Consider the following 14,621-nt stretch of genomic DNA (forward strand, 5'->3'; position numbering starts at 1 on the left):
CGGTCCTTTCGGTCAAGATCGCGGGGGCGCATCCCCGCGACCCCGGCGGCGGCGGAATGCCCGTGGTTTCACGTCATGCCGGGGCCGGGGTGAAGGGAATGTCGGCGGAGGCCGCGATTTCGGCGCGCCCGCCGTTGGCCGCAATCCGTGCGGCCTGATCGGCAAAGGCGCCGGCGTTGACGGCCTCGGGGTCGCATTGGCTGCGCAATACCGTATCGAGGCGCTGGCGCACCGCCGCAAAGGACGGGTCCTGGCCAAGATCGTGCCGTTCCTGCGGATCGCTCCAAAGATCGAAGAGCTGCGGCGCGAACCCGGGATAATGGATGTATTTCCAGCGCCCCTGACGGATCATGAACATGCCGGTATTGGAACTGGTGGCGTGATATTGCGACAGGACCGGGCGGTTCGGCGGCGGGTTGCGGGCTATGTCGAGCAGCGAGGTGCCCGCCCAGGCCGGATCGGAGACCACAGGGGCGCAGATCGCCGCCGCCGTCGGGGCGATATCGACCAGCGAGACCGGCGCATCCACAACCGTTCCGGGCGCAAGGCGCGGATCGCGCAGGATCAGCGGCACCGCCGCCGCGGTCTCATACATCACCGATTTGCCCCAGAGCCCGTGGCTGCCGAGGTTGTCGCCATGGTCCGAGGAATAGATCACGCTGGTCGATGGGCCGAGCCCGGTGTCCTCGAGCGTTTGCAGGACGGTGCCGATCAGCTCGTCAAGCCGGGTCACCATGCCGAAATAGGCGCAGAGCGCGCGGCGGCGGGTTTCCGGGTTGAAATGCGCGTCGTAGTCGGAAACCCGGCGCATGTGGTCCAGCACCGGATGGCCATCGACCGGCGCGTCGAGCCCAAAGCGCAGTTCGTCGAGATCGCGGCCCTCGTAGAGCGCATAACACGCGTCTGGCGCGATCAGCGGAAAATGCGGCATCACGAAACTGACGAACAGGGCAAAGCCGGGGGCATCGCGGCGGTCGGCCCGGTCGGTCAGCCAGTCGCAGGCCGTCCGGGCGATCCGCGTGTCATAGTCGGAATAGGCCGACCGGCCCGGCCCGGCCTGTGCCGCGAGATTTCCGGTGCCGGTCTTGGGCAGGGGATCGCGCCGGAACAGCCCCTTGAGGTCGCCCTTGCCATGCAGCACATGCAGCGGGATCAGCTCTTCGGTAAAGCCATAGTCGTCACCGCCGCGATAGTGCAGTTTCCCGATCGAGGCGACATCGACATCGGCGTCGCGCAACTGGTGATGCCAGGAACGCGGCGTACCGGTATAGGGCGCCGCATTGTCCCAGGCGCCCAGCTCGTGCACCTGCCGTCCGGTGGCCAGCGAGGCCCGCGAGGGCACGCAGATCGGGCTGTTGCAATAGGCGGCGTCGAACCGCGCCCCGGCCTGCGCCAGTGCGTCGAGGTTCGGAGTCTGCACGAAGGGGTGGCCATAGCAGCCCAGCACATCACGGTTGTGCTCATCGGACAGGAGGAACACCAGGTTCCTCGGGGCCGCATCCTCGGGCGCGCCGGACGGGCGGTCTGCCATTCTGTCTCCACCGTGTTGAAATCGGGTCTCGGGTCGCCGTTTCATTCTGTCGGGTGGGGGAGGCCGCAACAACGTCGATGTGGCGCGCTCGGTATTCCGAGACGGAATACCGAATGGCGATTTGCGCTCCGATCAGGACGGAACACCGAAGCGGGGCTTCGATGTTCCGTGCGGCTCAGGCCCTGTCGGCGCCGGCGGCCTGAAAGGCTTCGGCCTCGGCGTTCGCGCCGCGCAGCATGAAGGCATGTTCGGAGGCGACAAAGAACATGGTCACCCCCATGTCCAGCAGTGCCGGCGCGGCGTCGGCATTCGCCGCGAAGGTCATGAAGGCCTTGCCCGCCGCCTGTGCGGCGGCGCCGGTGTCGCGCATGGCGTCCATCACCATGGGATCGGACATGTCGGTCTTGCCATAGCAGACGGCCAGGTCTGCCGGCCCGACGAAGAGGCCGTCGATCCCGTCGACCGAGGCGATCGCACTGGCGGCGGTGACGCCGGCGGGCTCTTCGATCTGGGCGATGACGATGGTTTCGTCCGTGCTCTGTTGCAGGACATCCTTCATCGGGCGGGTGGCAAAGCCCGCCCAGCGGGTCGATCCGGCATAGCCGCGCCCGCCTTCGCCGAACCGCGCGGCGCGGGCGATGGCTTCGGCCTTGTCGACGCTGTCGACATGCGGCACGACGACGCCCACCGCGCCGCTGTCGAGCGCTTTCAGCACTTCGACCGGGGTGCCCACCGGCAGGCGGACCAGCACCGGAAAGTCCAGCGCCCGCGCCATGGCAAGGCAGATGTCCATCCGCGCGCGATCAAAAGGCGCGTGTTCGGCATCGAGACAGACGAAATCGAGCTTCGATTTCGCCAGCACCTCGATCATTTCATGTGCGGGGGTCTTGAGGAAGGTTCCGGTCAGGATCTCGCCGGAGGCCATGCGTTGCTTGAATGTGGGCATGTGGGTCTTTCGCTTGTGATTTGGGGGATCAGGCCGAGCGGCGTTCGATCAGCCGACAGGGGATCCAGATCTTTTCTTCTACCGTCTCGTCCTCGAGGACAATCCGGCTGATGACGTCGGTGGCGCGTTTCGCCATGGCCTGCACCGGCAGGCGGATCGTGGTGAGATCGTTGCTTTCCCATTCCGCCATCGGAATGTCATCGAAACCGACGACTTTCATGTCTTCGGGAAAGCGCAGCCCGGCCGCGGCGCGCAGCCGGTCCATCAGCCCGATCGCGAACAGGTCGTTGGGGCAGAGGAAGCCGTCGGGCAGGGCATCGCCCTTGGCCAGAAGGGTTTCGGCAATCCGTGCGCCGTCGGCATAGGTGTAGCCGCCGTCGAACACCTCTGCCGGCGCCTGTCCCAGATGTTCCAGCCCCGCCACATGCCCGGCCAGCCGCGCGGCGCTGGTCCAGTGCCCGAGGGTGCCGCGAGCGACTGCAATTCGGTTGCAACCGCGTTCAACCAGCCGCCTCGCGGCCAGCCTGCCACCCTGGGTCAGATCGGCGCAGACCGAGGCGGTCACCGAATCGTCGTCGATCCGGTTCAGCAGCAGAACCTGAAAGCCGGCGTCGCGAAATTCTTCCACCAGGCCGGGCGAGATGTTCATCGAGGTCAAGATGACCACGCCGACCTGATACTGCCGAAAGGTCGCGATCAGCCGGGGCAGGTCATCCGCGCCGCCGATCTGACCGGAGATCGGGATAAAGTTGTTTTGCTGCAACGCCATGGAGATCGTCTGGTGAAGGACCGCATGGATCGGATTCTTCAGCTGGCCCATCAGGATGCCGACGATCTGCGACCGGCGCGAGGTCAGCGCCTGGGCCAGCGCATTCGGCTGATACCCCAGCTCCCGCGCCGCCTTCAGGATTCGCTCGCGGGTCTGCTCCTGCACCGAATGACCGCGCGAAAACGCCCGGGACACGGTCGCCCGAGACACCCCGGCCCGCCGGGCGACATCGTCTGCGGTCACTCTTTCCTCTGGCATCCAGGCATCGCTTTGCTGCTGATTTGCAAGGACAATGGCGCATTTCGGTGGGCTTGTCCAGACAGGTGAATGAAACCGCGTTCAGTGAAATTTTCTCAATGAAAAAACAGCAGACTTGACGCACATGGGCGAATTATTGCAATTCTGATGAACGCGCGATCATTGGAGAGATCGCTTTTTGGGAGGACACCGCATGAAACACCAACCGATCAAAGCCCTCGGCGCCGCGGCGGCACTGACGATTCTGGCCTCCGGCGCGCAGGCGCAGGAGATCTCCTGGGATCTGGCGCTCTACGGCAGCCCGGCGTTCCGCGTCGCCGGCGAAAGCTTTGCCGAATACGTCAATGAAAACAGCGGCGGCAAGATGGAGATCACCGTCCACAACGGCACGCTCTCGCCCACCCGCGAGGTGCTGGACAATGTGTCGATCGGCGCCTTCGAGCTGGGCTATGTGATTTCCAGCTACCATCCGGGCAAGAACCCGCTGCTTTCGGTGCTCGACCTGCCCTTCCTGCCGATCCCGACCATGGAAGACCGGCTGGCCGTCGCCGATCTGGTCTATGACAACCCGCATGTGAAAAAGGAATTCGCCAAATGGGGGGTCGTCCCGGTGATGACCGTGGTGCAGCCGAACTATGAAGTCATGGGCAAGGGCGCGGCGCCGACGGCGCTCACCTCGTTTGATGGCATGCGGATGAAGGCCACCAGCGGCATCGGCAATGCGCTGGCGGTCTATGGCGCCAGTCTTGTCAATGTCAGCGGGCCGGAGCAGTACAACGCGCTTCAGACCGGGGTGATCGACGCGGTGGCGGCCACGCCTTCGGCGCATGGCGGCTACAAGCTTTATGAGCTGTCGGACTGGTACACCACCGGCATGGCGGCGGGCACCGCGCATGTGACGCTGGTGGGCAACGAGGCGGCCTATGCCGCGCTGCCCGACGACATGAAGGCGCTGCTGGCGGAGGCCAAGGCCCATGCCAATGCCGCAACCATCAAGGCCCAGAACGCCGCCGCCGCGCAATACGAGCCGGAGCTGGAAAAGCGCGGCCTGGCCCATGTGACGATCACGCCGGAGATGATCGCGACCCTACGCAAGGAAGCGGCCCAGCCGGTCTGGGATGCCTATGTCGCCGATCTCGAGGGCAAGGGCCTGCCCGGCCAGGAGATGCTGGACCTGGTGCTGAACGCCGGCATGTGATGCTCCCCGCCTGGGCGGGAGCCTGTCCCCGGACCTCTCCCGCCCATTTTTCTGACGCTGGTGCCCGCGGCCGGGCACGCCGGAGGTTTCATGCTGGATAAGCTGGACAGGGCCCTGATGCGGGTCGAGTATCTGACCGCCTGGATCGCGGGGCTGACGATTTTTGTCGTCATGCTTCTGGTCACCGCCGAGGTGCTGATGCGGCGCCTCTTCAACGCGCCGATCCAGGGGCAGATCGATTTCATTTCCATGGCGATGGTGACCTTCAGCCTGCTGTGCATCTCGCATTGCTACCGGCAGGCCGGGCACATCCGCATGGACATGCTGCAAAAGCTGGCCCGCGGCCGGCTGGGCTGGGTCACGCATCTGTTTGCCACGCTGGTGGCGCTGTTTGTGGTGGTGGCCATCCTGCCGGGCACCTGGACGCATTTCATGCGCGCCTGGGATCTGGGCGACACCACCATCGGCGTGGGCCTGCCGACCTGGCCGTCGAAACTGGCCGCGCCGGTCGGCTTGGGCATCCTCGCCCTGCGGCTGGGGCTGGAGATCTGGGTTTTCGGCCGGCTGATCCTGAACGACAGGCTCGCGCCGGTCGGCATCCCCGAACCGCCCAACCCCCTCGAAGACATGGACGCGTAAGGACATATCATGGATCCCTCGACTATCGGCGCGCTTGGCTTTCTGGCCCTTGTCATCATGGTGATGACCGGCGTTCATATCGTCTTTGCCACCGCCATCACCGGCTTTCTGGGCATTGTCGCGCTCAAGGGCTGGCCGGTGGCGGTCAATATCGCCGGCATCATCCCGCATTCGGCGGGCTCGAACTATCTGTTCAGCGTCTTGCCGATGTTCATCCTGATCGGCTTTTTCGCCAGCACCTCGGGCATGGTGCAGGGCGCCTATCGCGCCGCCAAGGCCTGGATCGGCTGGATGCCCGGCGGGCTGGCGGTTTCGACCGTGCTGGCGGCCGGGGCCTTCGGCGCGGTGTCGGGCGCTAGCCAGGCCACGGCGGCGGTCTTTGCCCGGGTGGCGATCCCGGAGCTTCTGAAGCTGAAATACGCGCCCTCGATCTCGGCCGCGGCGGTGGCGGCGGCGGGTACGCTGGCCTCGCTGATCCCGCCCTCGGCGGCGCTGGTGGTCTATGGCGCCATCGTCGATGAGAGCATCGGACGGCTGCTGCTCGCCGGGTTCATTCCGGGCGTCTTCTCGGCGCTGCTTTATGCCGGGTTCATCATGCTGCGCTTTGCCGGCAATCCCGAGCTCGGCCGCCCGATCACCGGTATCGACTGGGCGGAACGCGGCAAATCTCTGCTCGACGTGATGCCGATCATCCTGGTCATGCTGATGATCCTGGGCGGCATGTCGACCGGCTGGACCACGCCCACCGAAGCGGGTGCCACCGGCGCGGCCATCGTCTTTGTCTATGCGCTGTTCCGCCGCCGGATCGATTTCGCCGGATTGCAGGATTCCCTGGTCGAGACCGCCAAGCTGACGGTGATGATCTTTTCCACCTTCTGGGGTGTCTTCATCTTTGCCCGGTTCCTGGCCTTCACCCGTCTGCCCACGGAAATCGCCGAATGGCTGGTCGCCCTGCCGTTTTCGCCGACGGCGATCCTGATCGCGATCCTTGCGGGATACGCCTTTCTCGGCATGTTCCTCAGCGCCTCGGGCATGATGCTGCTGACCCTGCCGGTGATCTTTCCGGCGGTGGTCGAGTTGGGGATCGATCCGATCCTGTTCGGCATCCTGGTCATCAAGATGGTCGAGATCGGGTTCATCACCCCGCCGGTGGGGCTGAACGTCTATGTGGTGGCCGGGGTCAGGCCCGACATTCCGATTGCTAGCATCTTTGGTGCGATCTGGCCCTTCGTCCTGATCGACATCCTGACCGTGGCCCTGCTGATCCTGTTCCCGTCCATCACCCTGTTCCTGCCCAACCTCGTTCTCGGGGCGGGCTGACCCATGGAGACCCCTATGCCGTTCGACATCCGTTCCGACGCCTTCACCGCCGCCATTCCCGCCGACAGCAAGCTCGAGGAGATCGCCGGGAATTTCGGCTTTACCGAGGGCCCGATCTGGCATCCTTCGGAGCATTGGCTGATGTTTTCCGATATTCAGGAAAGCCACCAGTACAAGTGGAGCGAGGGCGAGGGCCTCCGGGTCTTTCGCACCCCGTCCAACCAGGCCAACGGCAATTTCTTTGACCGCGCGGGCCGGGTGATCTCCTGCGAACATGCCGCGTCGCAGCTGGTGCGGCATGAGCATGACGGCAAGCTGGTGGTGCCGCTGGCCACGCATTACACGGGCAAGGAGCTGAACAGCCCCAATGACGTGATCTGCGACAGCAAGGGGCGGATCTGGTTCACCGATCCGAGCTTTGGCCGCATTCGCGAAGACCTCGGGATCCTGCGCGATCAGGAACTGCCCTATCAGGGCGTGTTCCGGCTCAACCCGGACGGCACGCTGGCACTGGTGGCGGATGATTTCCAGCAGCCCAACGGGCTCTGCCTGTCGGCGGATGAAAGCCGGCTTTTCGTCAATGACAGCTGGGGCGGGCACATCCGGGTGATGGATGTGACCGAGGATGGCAGGCTGACCAACGCCCGCGTCTGGGCCGATGTCACCGGCGAAGGCGAAGGCGTGCCGGACGGCATGAAGACCACCACCGAAGGCCACATCCTTTGCAACGGGCCGGGCGGGGTGCATCTGTTCGATGCCGATGCCACCTGCCTCGGGGTGATCCTGACGCCGCAGAAATCCACCAACTTCTGTTTTGGCGGGCCGGCGTTCCGCACGCTGTTCATCACTGCCTCCACCTCTGTCTACCGCATCGAGACCGCGCTGACCGGTCTGGCCATGTTCTGAAAGGTTCCCTCATGAGCGACGAATTCGACATTCCCCCCACCATCGAGAACACCAAGACCCCGACGCTGATCCATCCGCAGGTGTCGTCGCGGCTGCACGGCCATACGCTGGTGTCGGTCAGCAGCCGGTCGCATCGCTGGATTATCGACGAGCCGGAGCACAAGGGCAGCACCGATCTGGGCCCGACGCCGCTGGAATCCCTGCTCGGCTCGCTTGTCGGCTGCGAAAGCGTGGTGCTGAAGCTGGTGGCCAAGGCGATCGGCTTCGAATTCACCGATCTCACGCTCACGTGTACCGGCACCGCCGACATGCGCGGCGCGCGCGGGGTAAAGGGCGTGCGGCCCTATTTCACCACGGTCGACATGGTGATCGAGATCGAGACCGACGAGAGCGAGAAACGCCTGGAGCTGCTGCGCCGCAATGTCGAACAGCGCTGCCCGGTGATGAACCTGTTCGAAAGCGCCGACGTCGAGATGAACGTGATCTGGAAGACCCGCAGCCGGCAACAGGGGGCGGCATGACCCGCATTCCGCCCGCCGATCCCGAGAGCTACACCGACGAGACCCGCGCCTTTCTGGAGGCGCGCGAAGAGGTTCTGGGCTTTGTGCCCAATTCGATCAAGGTGATGGCGCGGCGTCCGGCTGTCGGCGCCGCCTTTGTCCGCCTGTCCGACGCGGTGATCCAGGCGCCCGAGATGACGACGCCGGTGATCCTGCGCCGCATGGTCCAGCATATCGCCAGCTATGCCGCCGGATGCCTCTATTGCCAGGCCCATACCGCGCGCATCGTCGATGATCTGAGCGCGGACGAGCGCAAGATGGAAACGATCTGGGAGTTCGAGACCAGCGACCTGTTTTCCGAAGCCGAGCGCGTGGCGCTGCGCTTTGCCATGTCGGCGGCCTCGGTTCCCAATCTCGTCACCGACGAGATGATGGCCGAGATGCGCGGGCATTTCTCGGATGACGAAATCGTGGAGCTTCTGGCCTGTATCTCGGTCATGGGCTTCATGAACCGATGGAACGATACGCTTGCCACCACTCTGGAACAGGCGCCCCGCGACAGCGCCGAGCGGACCATCGGCAAAAAGGGCTGGACCGTGGGCCAGCACGCCTAAGACCTGTCTCGCGCTCCCCGGACAGGTCGGCCGGCCCCCCGCGTTCCATTTCGGGATGCGGGGGGCCGTGTCTTTCAATTGGCCGGATTGGGCCGCGTTGCGATCCTGTTCGCGGTTTTCGCCGATTGACTGGCCCGGATCACGGGCGCCGGGAGAGATCAGGCCTTGGTGTACTTGATGTCGACCTCGTCGATGGCCTTGACGTTGCCTGCGGATTTGCCCTGCGGATCGAACGCGGCCGACAGATAGGCGTCGGCGATGTCCTTGGCCAGTTCCGCGCCGATCACCCGCGCGCCCATGGTGATGATCTGGGCGTTGTTCGAGGTCGCGGCCTTGGCGGCGGAATAGGTGTCGTGGCACTGGGCGGCGCGGATGCCGGGCACCTTGTTGGCGGCCAGACAGACGCCGATGCCGGTGCCGCAGCACAGGATGGCGCGATCAAATTCGCCGGCCAGCACGGCCGAGGCCACGCGGTCAGAGAGATTGGCGTAAAAGGCGTCGGGGCCTTCGGCGGTGCGCGAGATCTCGGCAACCTCGTGGCGATCCTTCAGGTGCTCGGCGAGGATCCGGGCCAGGCTTTCGCCGGCGCTGTCGCCTGCAATGGCAATTTTCATGGCGGTGTCTCCTTCGGGTCAGAGGGTTGCGGCGCAGCGGGTCAGGATGTCGAGATAGCCGTCGACGCTCCAGGCCGCGCGCCCGATGAACAGCCCGTCGATATGCGGGCATTGGATGAGATCCCGGCAATTGGCGGGGTTGACCGAGCCGCCGTAGAGGCAGGGCAGGCGGCGGCCCAGAATGTCCCCGGCCACGGCAATGATTTCGGCCTGGCGGGCATCGGCATAATCCGAGGTGGCCGGGATGCCGTGTTCGCCGATGGCCCAGACCGGTTCGTAGGCCAGCAGGATCTCGGCGTCTTTCTGGATGGCGTCGAGCTTGCCGAGCGCGCCGTGCAGCTGCGCCGCAAGCACCTCTTGCGCGCGGCCGCCTTCGCGGTCCTCCAGGGTCTCGCCGATGCAGATCAGCGGAACGAGCCCGTGGCGCAGCGCGGCCTGCGTCTTGCGACCGACGGTTTCGTCGGTCTCGCCGAAATGGGTCCGGCGCTCGGAATGGCCCAGTTCGACGATGTCGAGGCCGCAATCGGTCAGCATCCCGGGCGAGATCTCGCCGGTCCAGGCGCCGTGATCGGCCCAATGCATGTTCTGGGCGCCGACCTTGACCGAGCTGTCGGCGAGGAGTTGCGCCACCTCGCGCACGGCGGTGAAGGGCGGGATCACGAAGCGCTGGATGCGGCTGTCGCGAGCGGCATCGGCCGCCGCCAGCGCGGTGGCGAAGTGCCGTGCCTCGGCCAGCGTCTTGTTCATCTTCCAGCTGGTGCCGATCCAGACCTGCGGCCGGGTCATCCCTCGGCCTCCTGCGCGTCGGCCAGGGTCAGGCGCACGCCGGCCTCCTGCATTGCGGCCAGGTGTTCGCCGGCGGGCTGACTGTCGGTGATGATGTGATCGAACTCGCGCAGCTCGGCCAGATGATGCAGGGCGGCGCGACCGAACCGGGCATGATTGACCAGCAGCACCCGGGTGGCGCCCTGATCGATCATCGCACGCTTGGTGCGCACCACGCTGTCATCCATGTGAAACACCTCCAGCCCGGAGACCGCCGGAGAGGAGATGAAGGCGATATCGGCGCGCAGGCGGGTCAGCGCATCCTCGGTCACCTTGCCGAGATAGGCGTTGAACTTGGCGGAATAGATCCCGCCAAGCGCGATCAGGGTGATGCCGGCCTCGGTCCTGAGCGCCTCGATCACGGCGGCGTTGTTGGTGATCACCGTCAGGGGGCGTTTGCCGGCCAGCATCTGCCCGAGGGTTGCGGCCATGGAGCCGTCATTGATCATCACGCTCATGCCCGGCTCGATCAGCTCCAGCGCTGCCTGCGCCATCGCGGTCTTGGCCGCGCTGTCCTGGCGTTCGCGAAAGCGGAAATCGCTTTCGAACTGAAGGCCGGAGCGGATCGTCGCGCCGCCGCGGATCTTGCGCAGGAAGCCGGCCGCCTCGAGGTCGTCGAGATCCCGGTGGGCGGTCATCCGCGAGACCGAATAGCGGTCGCACAGCGCGTCGAGATCGACTTCGCCCTCCGCGATCAGCAGATCCATGATTGCCTTTTGCCGGTCGTCTCGCTTCATCGCCTGTCCTCCTGTTTGTAACATGGCATGTATCGCAATATCAGTCAAGAATGTGATTTTGTGATATTGTGTTGCGACGTTTGGAGTGGTCCGCTATCCATCCCCCAGCTCAGGAGGAGCGCCATGCCCAAAGATTCGCTGCCCCGGCACGTTGCCGCCAAACCCGCGCAGGGCCCGGTATGTCGCCAGCGAGCCGGACGTGATCGGGCGCGCCGGTTTTGGCGCCTCCGGGTCGGGTGAGCCCGCCGCGGCCCGTCACCGACCCTCCGTCACCATCACCCCGGGCCCGCCGGCCCGACAGCAGGAGACTGAACCATGAAATTCTTTGTCGATACCGCCATCACCAGTGAAATCAAGGAGTTGAACGACTACGGGCTGCTCGACGGGGTGACCACCAACCCCTCGCTGATTGCCAAGTCGGGCCGCGACTTCAAGGAGGTGATCGCCGAGATCTGCGCATTGGTCGATGGCCCGGTGTCGGCCGAAGTGGCGGCGATGGATTACGACGGCATGGTGGCCGAGGGCGAACACCTGTCGAAGATCGCCGACAACGTGGTGATCAAGCTGCCGCTGACGCTGGACGGGCTGAAGGCCTGCCGGCATTTCGCCGCCGGGGGGATCCGCACCAATGTCACCCTGTGCTTTGCCGCCAATCAGGCGTTGCTGGCGGCCAAGGCGGGGGCGACCTATATCTCGCCTTTCGTCGGGCGTCTGGACGATCTGAACATCGACGGCATGGCGCTGATCCGAGAGATCCGTGCGATTTTCGACACCTACGGTTTCGAGACGCAGATCCTCGCCGCCTCGATCCGGTCCCCCAACCACGTGAAGGACGCGGCCCTCGCCGGCGCCGATGTGGCGACCATCCCGGCCTCGGTGATCAAGGGCCTGGCAAGCCACGCGCTGACCGACAAGGGCCTCGACCAGTTCGCCAGGGACTGGGCGGAAACCGGGCAGTCGATCCTCTGACCGGCCGGCGGCCGGGGCCCCTCAGCGGGTTCTGGCCGGTGCCTCGTCCAACAGCGCGCGGGCGGTGCGTTCGTCGGTGATCAGGCCGGAGAGCCGCCCGCTTTTCAGCACCGCGCGCAGCGGCTCGCGCTTTTCGGGGCCGCCGGCAAGCGCGATGATGCGGTCGTTGCGGCCATCGCCGAGCGAGACCGCCAGGGTTCGCGACGTCAGCGGCGTTTCCAGCGCGGTGCCGTCGGCATCGAAGAAATGGCCCAGCATCTCGCCGACGCCGCCGGCCCGGGAAATCGCCTCTATTTCCGATTGTTCGATCATGCCGGAGGCCACCAGCTGGGTTTCGGCCTCGACCGTGCCGACGCCGACGATCTTGAGCGGCGCGGTCTCGGCCATCTGGAAAACTTCGGCGACGCCGCGTTGCGACAGCAGCACTTCGCGGTCCTCGGTGGTGTTGGCAAAGAAGGGCACCGGCATCACATAGGCCCGCGCGCCGGTCTTTTCCGCCAGCAGATGCATCACGTCATGCGGGTTGGCGGCGAAATTCCGCGTCAGCCCGCCCAGCAGCGACACAAAGCTCAACCCGGTGGTGGCAAACCGCGGCATGGCGCGAACCGCCTCGGCCAGGGTCCGGCCATGGCCGATGCCGATGGTCATCTCTTCGCCGCTTTCCAACCAGCGCCGGAGCCGCGAGGCGCCGGCCAGGCCCAGCGCCCGCAGCGGCAGCCCATCTTCCTCCAGGTCGGGGGCCACCTCGCAGGTGTCGAGCCCGTAACGGGCACAGAGGGCCTGTTCCAGCTCGATGCATTCGATGATGTCGCCTTCGATCGAGACCTTGATGGCGCCCTCGGCGACCGCGCGCTGGATCAGCCGGTGCGCCTTGACGGACGGGACGCCGAGCCGTTTTGCCACCTCGGATTGCCGCAGCCCGCCGACGTAGTGCAGCCAGGCGGCGCGAATTGCCAGGGAATGTTCGGCATCTCCCGAAGCGCGGTCCTTTGCCATGTCACTTCCTCCGTTCCGCTACGCGCATCGCAGCTTCACCATGATGCCTGCCAGCGCGGTTTCGTCCAGAGGCAGGGGCCGCCCGCCCGGCACCCTGTGCCCGCCGCGCCGCGCCCCGGCCGCAGCGGAGATCGGGGGCAAGGCGGCAGGCGGGCGGCGGCATGGCTCAGACCTCCAGCGCCGCGATCATGCGTACCGCCTCGGCGGCCTCTTCGCCCTTCTTGACGAAATGGTCGCGGAAAAACCCGACATGCTCGGCCGTCGGCTGGAAATGATGCGGCGTGAGCGAGACCGAGAAGGTCGGCACACCGGTCCGCAACTGCGCGCGCATCAGCCCGTCGACCACCGTTTGTGCCACGAAGTCATGGCGGTAGATACCGCCATCGACCACCAGCGCGGCGCAGACGATGGCGTCATATTTGCCGCCTTGGCCCAGTTTCTGCGCCAGCAGCGGCATTTCGAAGGCACCGGGCACGTCGAAAGACGTGACCTCGGCCGCCGTGCCGGTGGCGGCAAGGCGGGTTTGGAAACCGGCCAGCGCCTGGTCGACGATTTCGGCGTGCCAGCGGGCCTTGATGAAGGCGATGTTCAGTGTGTCGGTCATGGAACCATCCTTTGCGTTTCAAAAGTGGCCCCAAGGCGATGCCAGCCGCACGGGCGCAGGGCACCCGACGGCTGGTTCTCTTCCATCCGGACTTTGACCGTCGGCTCCGGAATTCCACCGGTATCTGCTGACCCTTCCGGGACTGACCCGAAAGGCGCTCGCGGGCTATGACCGCCGGTGGGGAATTTCACCCCGCCCTGAGAACGCGAACCACATGACCGCAATTGCCGCGAAAGGCAAGCCTGTGTCATCATGGCGGCCTCAGACATTCAGGTCATCGGCCCCGCTGTCGATATGCGGCGCCCAGAAGGCGACGCTTTCGGCGATCTGCGCGATCACCTGCCGGTCATCGGGCTCGCGCTCCTTGAAGGAGAGTTCGAGGCAGATCTCGTTGTCGACCGCGCCGCCCTCGGCAAAAGCTGTCAGCAGCGGTTCCGGCTGGATCGCGCCCTCGGCATTGTAGCGGGCGGTAAAGGGGCGGTGGCCCGACTTGTCCCGCATCGATTGCTTGATATGGATGATCGGGCTGACCCGGGGCACCGCGCGGGCCCAGGCATAGGGATCGGTGTCGACGGGGTCGGGGCTGGTGACATCGCCATGGTCGATATCGGCCATCATCCACATCGGCACCGCCATGTTTGCCGCCGTCAGCCGGTCCTGCAATTTCATGCATTCGGCGATGGTTTCGCCAAATTCGCGGCCCAGGCTCATCGGCTCCCAGAACACATGGCCGAGCCCGGCAGCCTTGGCGTGATCGGCCACCTCGGCCCAGCAGTCCAGGGCGATCTTGAGCAGCGCTTCGCGACGCTCGGCATCGTCGTAATCGCGGTAGGTGAAGATCGCGAATTGCGTGCCGACCGAGCTGCCGCCGAGATCGCCGATGATATCGGCAAAGGTCTTGAACCAGTCGACGTAATAGCGCCGCACGTCGCGATCGGGGTGGCCGAAGTGATTGAGCCGCCCGTAAGGCCCGGTCATGCCCGAGGTCACCCGCGCGCCGGTGCGCCGCAGCGCCGCGCCCATGTCGCGGGTCAGGCGGCGGATCACCGGGGCAGGCCAGGACGGGTTGATGAATTCATGGGTCAGCTGGATGTCGCGAATGCGGATGTCGCGGGCGATGGCGTCGATCAGGTCGTCCGGTTCGGCAAAGCGGTTGACCAGCGGATTGGTGTTGAGCGAAAGCGTCAGCGTCATG

General features: G+C 65.5%; 16 protein-coding genes and 1 riboswitch. Of the genes, 7 read left to right on the top strand and 9 right to left on the bottom strand.

The window, feature by feature from the left end:
- Window positions 1-73 precede the first annotated feature (73 nt).
- The 3 genes from AC0J5K_RS20705 to AC0J5K_RS20715 all read right to left on the bottom strand — a co-directional run bounded on the left by AC0J5K_RS20705 (window position 74) and on the right by AC0J5K_RS20715 (window position 3,489).
- Window positions 74-1,531: a sulfatase family protein gene (locus AC0J5K_RS20705; protein WP_420398505.1), complete on the bottom strand. Its 1,458-nt coding sequence runs from the start codon at window positions 1,529-1,531 to the stop codon at window positions 74-76.
- A gap of 175 nt (window positions 1,532-1,706) precedes the next feature.
- The gene (locus tag AC0J5K_RS20710) at window positions 1,707-2,477 is read right to left on the bottom strand and encodes an HpcH/HpaI aldolase family protein (RefSeq protein ID WP_074837685.1); all 771 of its coding nucleotides are present in this window, start codon (window positions 2,475-2,477) and stop codon (window positions 1,707-1,709) included.
- Between the two features lie 28 nt (window positions 2,478-2,505).
- Window positions 2,506-3,489 carry a LacI family DNA-binding transcriptional regulator gene (locus tag AC0J5K_RS20715; protein WP_420398506.1) on the bottom strand — a complete coding sequence of 328 codons (984 nt, stop codon included), beginning with the start codon at window positions 3,487-3,489 and terminating at the stop codon, window positions 2,506-2,508.
- A gap of 208 nt (window positions 3,490-3,697) precedes the next feature.
- Here AC0J5K_RS20715 and dctP point away from each other — a divergent pair, with 208 nt between their 5' ends.
- From dctP to AC0J5K_RS20745, 6 genes are all read left to right on the top strand, one after another.
- On the top strand, window positions 3,698-4,702 hold the full coding sequence (gene dctP, locus AC0J5K_RS20720; RefSeq protein WP_283643750.1) for a TRAP transporter substrate-binding protein DctP: 1,005 nt from the start codon (window positions 3,698-3,700) through the stop codon (window positions 4,700-4,702).
- A gap of 90 nt (window positions 4,703-4,792) precedes the next feature.
- The gene (locus AC0J5K_RS20725) at window positions 4,793-5,341 is read left to right on the top strand and encodes a TRAP transporter small permease subunit (RefSeq protein ID WP_074837688.1); all 549 of its coding nucleotides are present in this window, start codon (window positions 4,793-4,795) and stop codon (window positions 5,339-5,341) included.
- A gap of 9 nt (window positions 5,342-5,350) precedes the next feature.
- A complete protein-coding gene (locus AC0J5K_RS20730; protein WP_048535192.1) occupies window positions 5,351-6,661 on the top strand; it encodes a TRAP transporter large permease in 1,311 nt (436 codons plus the stop codon).
- Window positions 6,662-6,676: 15 nt separating this feature from the next.
- Window positions 6,677-7,567, top strand: coding sequence for an SMP-30/gluconolactonase/LRE family protein (locus AC0J5K_RS20735; RefSeq protein ID WP_283643751.1), 891 nt, complete (start codon window positions 6,677-6,679; stop codon window positions 7,565-7,567).
- Window positions 7,568-7,578: 11 nt separating this feature from the next.
- Complete coding sequence (locus tag AC0J5K_RS20740) at window positions 7,579-8,088, top strand: OsmC family protein (RefSeq protein ID WP_283638627.1); 510 nt, start codon at window positions 7,579-7,581, stop codon at window positions 8,086-8,088.
- Window positions 8,085-8,681, top strand: coding sequence for a carboxymuconolactone decarboxylase family protein (locus tag AC0J5K_RS20745; protein WP_283646434.1), 597 nt, complete (start codon window positions 8,085-8,087; stop codon window positions 8,679-8,681). The genes AC0J5K_RS20740 and AC0J5K_RS20745 overlap by 4 nt, the downstream gene beginning before the upstream one ends.
- Window positions 8,682-8,839: 158 nt before the next feature.
- On the opposite strand, the gene derI is transcribed toward AC0J5K_RS20745, so the two are convergent.
- The 3 genes from derI to AC0J5K_RS20760 are packed head-to-tail and all read right to left on the bottom strand — an operon-like array spanning window position 8,840 to window position 10,857.
- Window positions 8,840-9,295, bottom strand: coding sequence for a D-erythrulose-4-phosphate isomerase (gene derI, locus AC0J5K_RS20750; protein WP_048535199.1), 456 nt, complete (start codon window positions 9,293-9,295; stop codon window positions 8,840-8,842).
- 18 nt (window positions 9,296-9,313) lie between these two features.
- The gene (locus tag AC0J5K_RS20755) at window positions 9,314-10,081 is read right to left on the bottom strand and encodes a triose-phosphate isomerase (protein ID WP_283638626.1); all 768 of its coding nucleotides are present in this window, start codon (window positions 10,079-10,081) and stop codon (window positions 9,314-9,316) included.
- Window positions 10,078-10,857 carry a DeoR/GlpR family DNA-binding transcription regulator gene (locus tag AC0J5K_RS20760; protein WP_048535204.1) on the bottom strand — a complete coding sequence of 260 codons (780 nt, stop codon included), beginning with the start codon at window positions 10,855-10,857 and terminating at the stop codon, window positions 10,078-10,080. The genes AC0J5K_RS20755 and AC0J5K_RS20760 overlap by 4 nt, the downstream gene beginning before the upstream one ends.
- Window positions 10,858-11,172: 315 nt before the next feature.
- On the opposite strand from AC0J5K_RS20760, the gene fsa reads away from it, so the two are divergent.
- Entirely contained in the window at window positions 11,173-11,826 is a 654-nt protein-coding gene (fsa, locus tag AC0J5K_RS20765) for a fructose-6-phosphate aldolase (RefSeq protein WP_074837692.1), read from the top strand.
- A 21-nt stretch (window positions 11,827-11,847) separates the two neighbouring features.
- Here the strand turns inward: fsa and AC0J5K_RS20770 are convergent, their stop codons facing one another.
- From AC0J5K_RS20770 to AC0J5K_RS20780, 3 genes are all read right to left on the bottom strand, one after another.
- On the bottom strand, window positions 11,848-12,822 hold the full coding sequence (locus AC0J5K_RS20770; RefSeq protein WP_283638624.1) for a sugar-binding transcriptional regulator: 975 nt from the start codon (window positions 12,820-12,822) through the stop codon (window positions 11,848-11,850).
- Between the two features lie 166 nt (window positions 12,823-12,988).
- On the bottom strand, window positions 12,989-13,426 hold the full coding sequence (locus AC0J5K_RS20775; RefSeq protein WP_350154100.1) for a 6,7-dimethyl-8-ribityllumazine synthase: 438 nt from the start codon (window positions 13,424-13,426) through the stop codon (window positions 12,989-12,991).
- A gap of 70 nt (window positions 13,427-13,496) precedes the next feature.
- A riboswitch (FMN riboswitch) is annotated at window positions 13,497-13,635 on the bottom strand.
- A 52-nt stretch (window positions 13,636-13,687) separates the two neighbouring features.
- Window positions 13,688-14,620 carry a sugar phosphate isomerase/epimerase family protein gene (locus AC0J5K_RS20780; protein WP_420398507.1) on the bottom strand — a complete coding sequence of 311 codons (933 nt, stop codon included), beginning with the start codon at window positions 14,618-14,620 and terminating at the stop codon, window positions 13,688-13,690.
- Between the last annotated feature and the right edge of the window lies 1 nt (window position 14,621).

This window comes from Marinovum sp. E3, from assembly GCF_055755275.1.

What these genes read in the sequence shown, in the direction of transcription:
- AC0J5K_RS20705 (WP_420398505.1), bottom strand. Translation starts at nt 1,531, where the DNA reads ATGGCAGACCGCCCGTCCGGCGCGCCCGAGGATGCGGCCCCGAGGAAC.
- AC0J5K_RS20710 (WP_074837685.1), bottom strand. Translation starts at nt 2,477, where the DNA reads ATGCCCACATTCAAGCAACGCATGGCCTCCGGCGAGATCCTGACCGGA.
- dctP (WP_283643750.1), top strand. Translation starts at nt 3,698, where the DNA reads ATGAAACACCAACCGATCAAAGCCCTCGGCGCCGCGGCGGCACTGACG.
- AC0J5K_RS20725 (WP_074837688.1), top strand. Translation starts at nt 4,793, where the DNA reads ATGCTGGATAAGCTGGACAGGGCCCTGATGCGGGTCGAGTATCTGACC.
- AC0J5K_RS20730 (WP_048535192.1), top strand. Translation starts at nt 5,351, where the DNA reads ATGGATCCCTCGACTATCGGCGCGCTTGGCTTTCTGGCCCTTGTCATC.
- AC0J5K_RS20735 (WP_283643751.1), top strand. Translation starts at nt 6,677, where the DNA reads ATGCCGTTCGACATCCGTTCCGACGCCTTCACCGCCGCCATTCCCGCC.
- AC0J5K_RS20740 (WP_283638627.1), top strand. Translation starts at nt 7,579, where the DNA reads ATGAGCGACGAATTCGACATTCCCCCCACCATCGAGAACACCAAGACC.
- AC0J5K_RS20745 (WP_283646434.1), top strand. Translation starts at nt 8,085, where the DNA reads ATGACCCGCATTCCGCCCGCCGATCCCGAGAGCTACACCGACGAGACC.
- derI (WP_048535199.1), bottom strand. Translation starts at nt 9,295, where the DNA reads ATGAAAATTGCCATTGCAGGCGACAGCGCCGGCGAAAGCCTGGCCCGG.
- AC0J5K_RS20755 (WP_283638626.1), bottom strand. Translation starts at nt 10,081, where the DNA reads ATGACCCGGCCGCAGGTCTGGATCGGCACCAGCTGGAAGATGAACAAG.
- AC0J5K_RS20760 (WP_048535204.1), bottom strand. Translation starts at nt 10,857, where the DNA reads ATGAAGCGAGACGACCGGCAAAAGGCAATCATGGATCTGCTGATCGCG.
- fsa (WP_074837692.1), top strand. Translation starts at nt 11,173, where the DNA reads ATGAAATTCTTTGTCGATACCGCCATCACCAGTGAAATCAAGGAGTTG.
- AC0J5K_RS20770 (WP_283638624.1), bottom strand. Translation starts at nt 12,822, where the DNA reads ATGGCAAAGGACCGCGCTTCGGGAGATGCCGAACATTCCCTGGCAATT.
- AC0J5K_RS20775 (WP_350154100.1), bottom strand. Translation starts at nt 13,426, where the DNA reads ATGACCGACACACTGAACATCGCCTTCATCAAGGCCCGCTGGCACGCC.
- AC0J5K_RS20780 (WP_420398507.1), bottom strand. Translation starts at nt 14,620, where the DNA reads ATGACGCTGACGCTTTCGCTCAACACCAATCCGCTGGTCAACCGCTTT.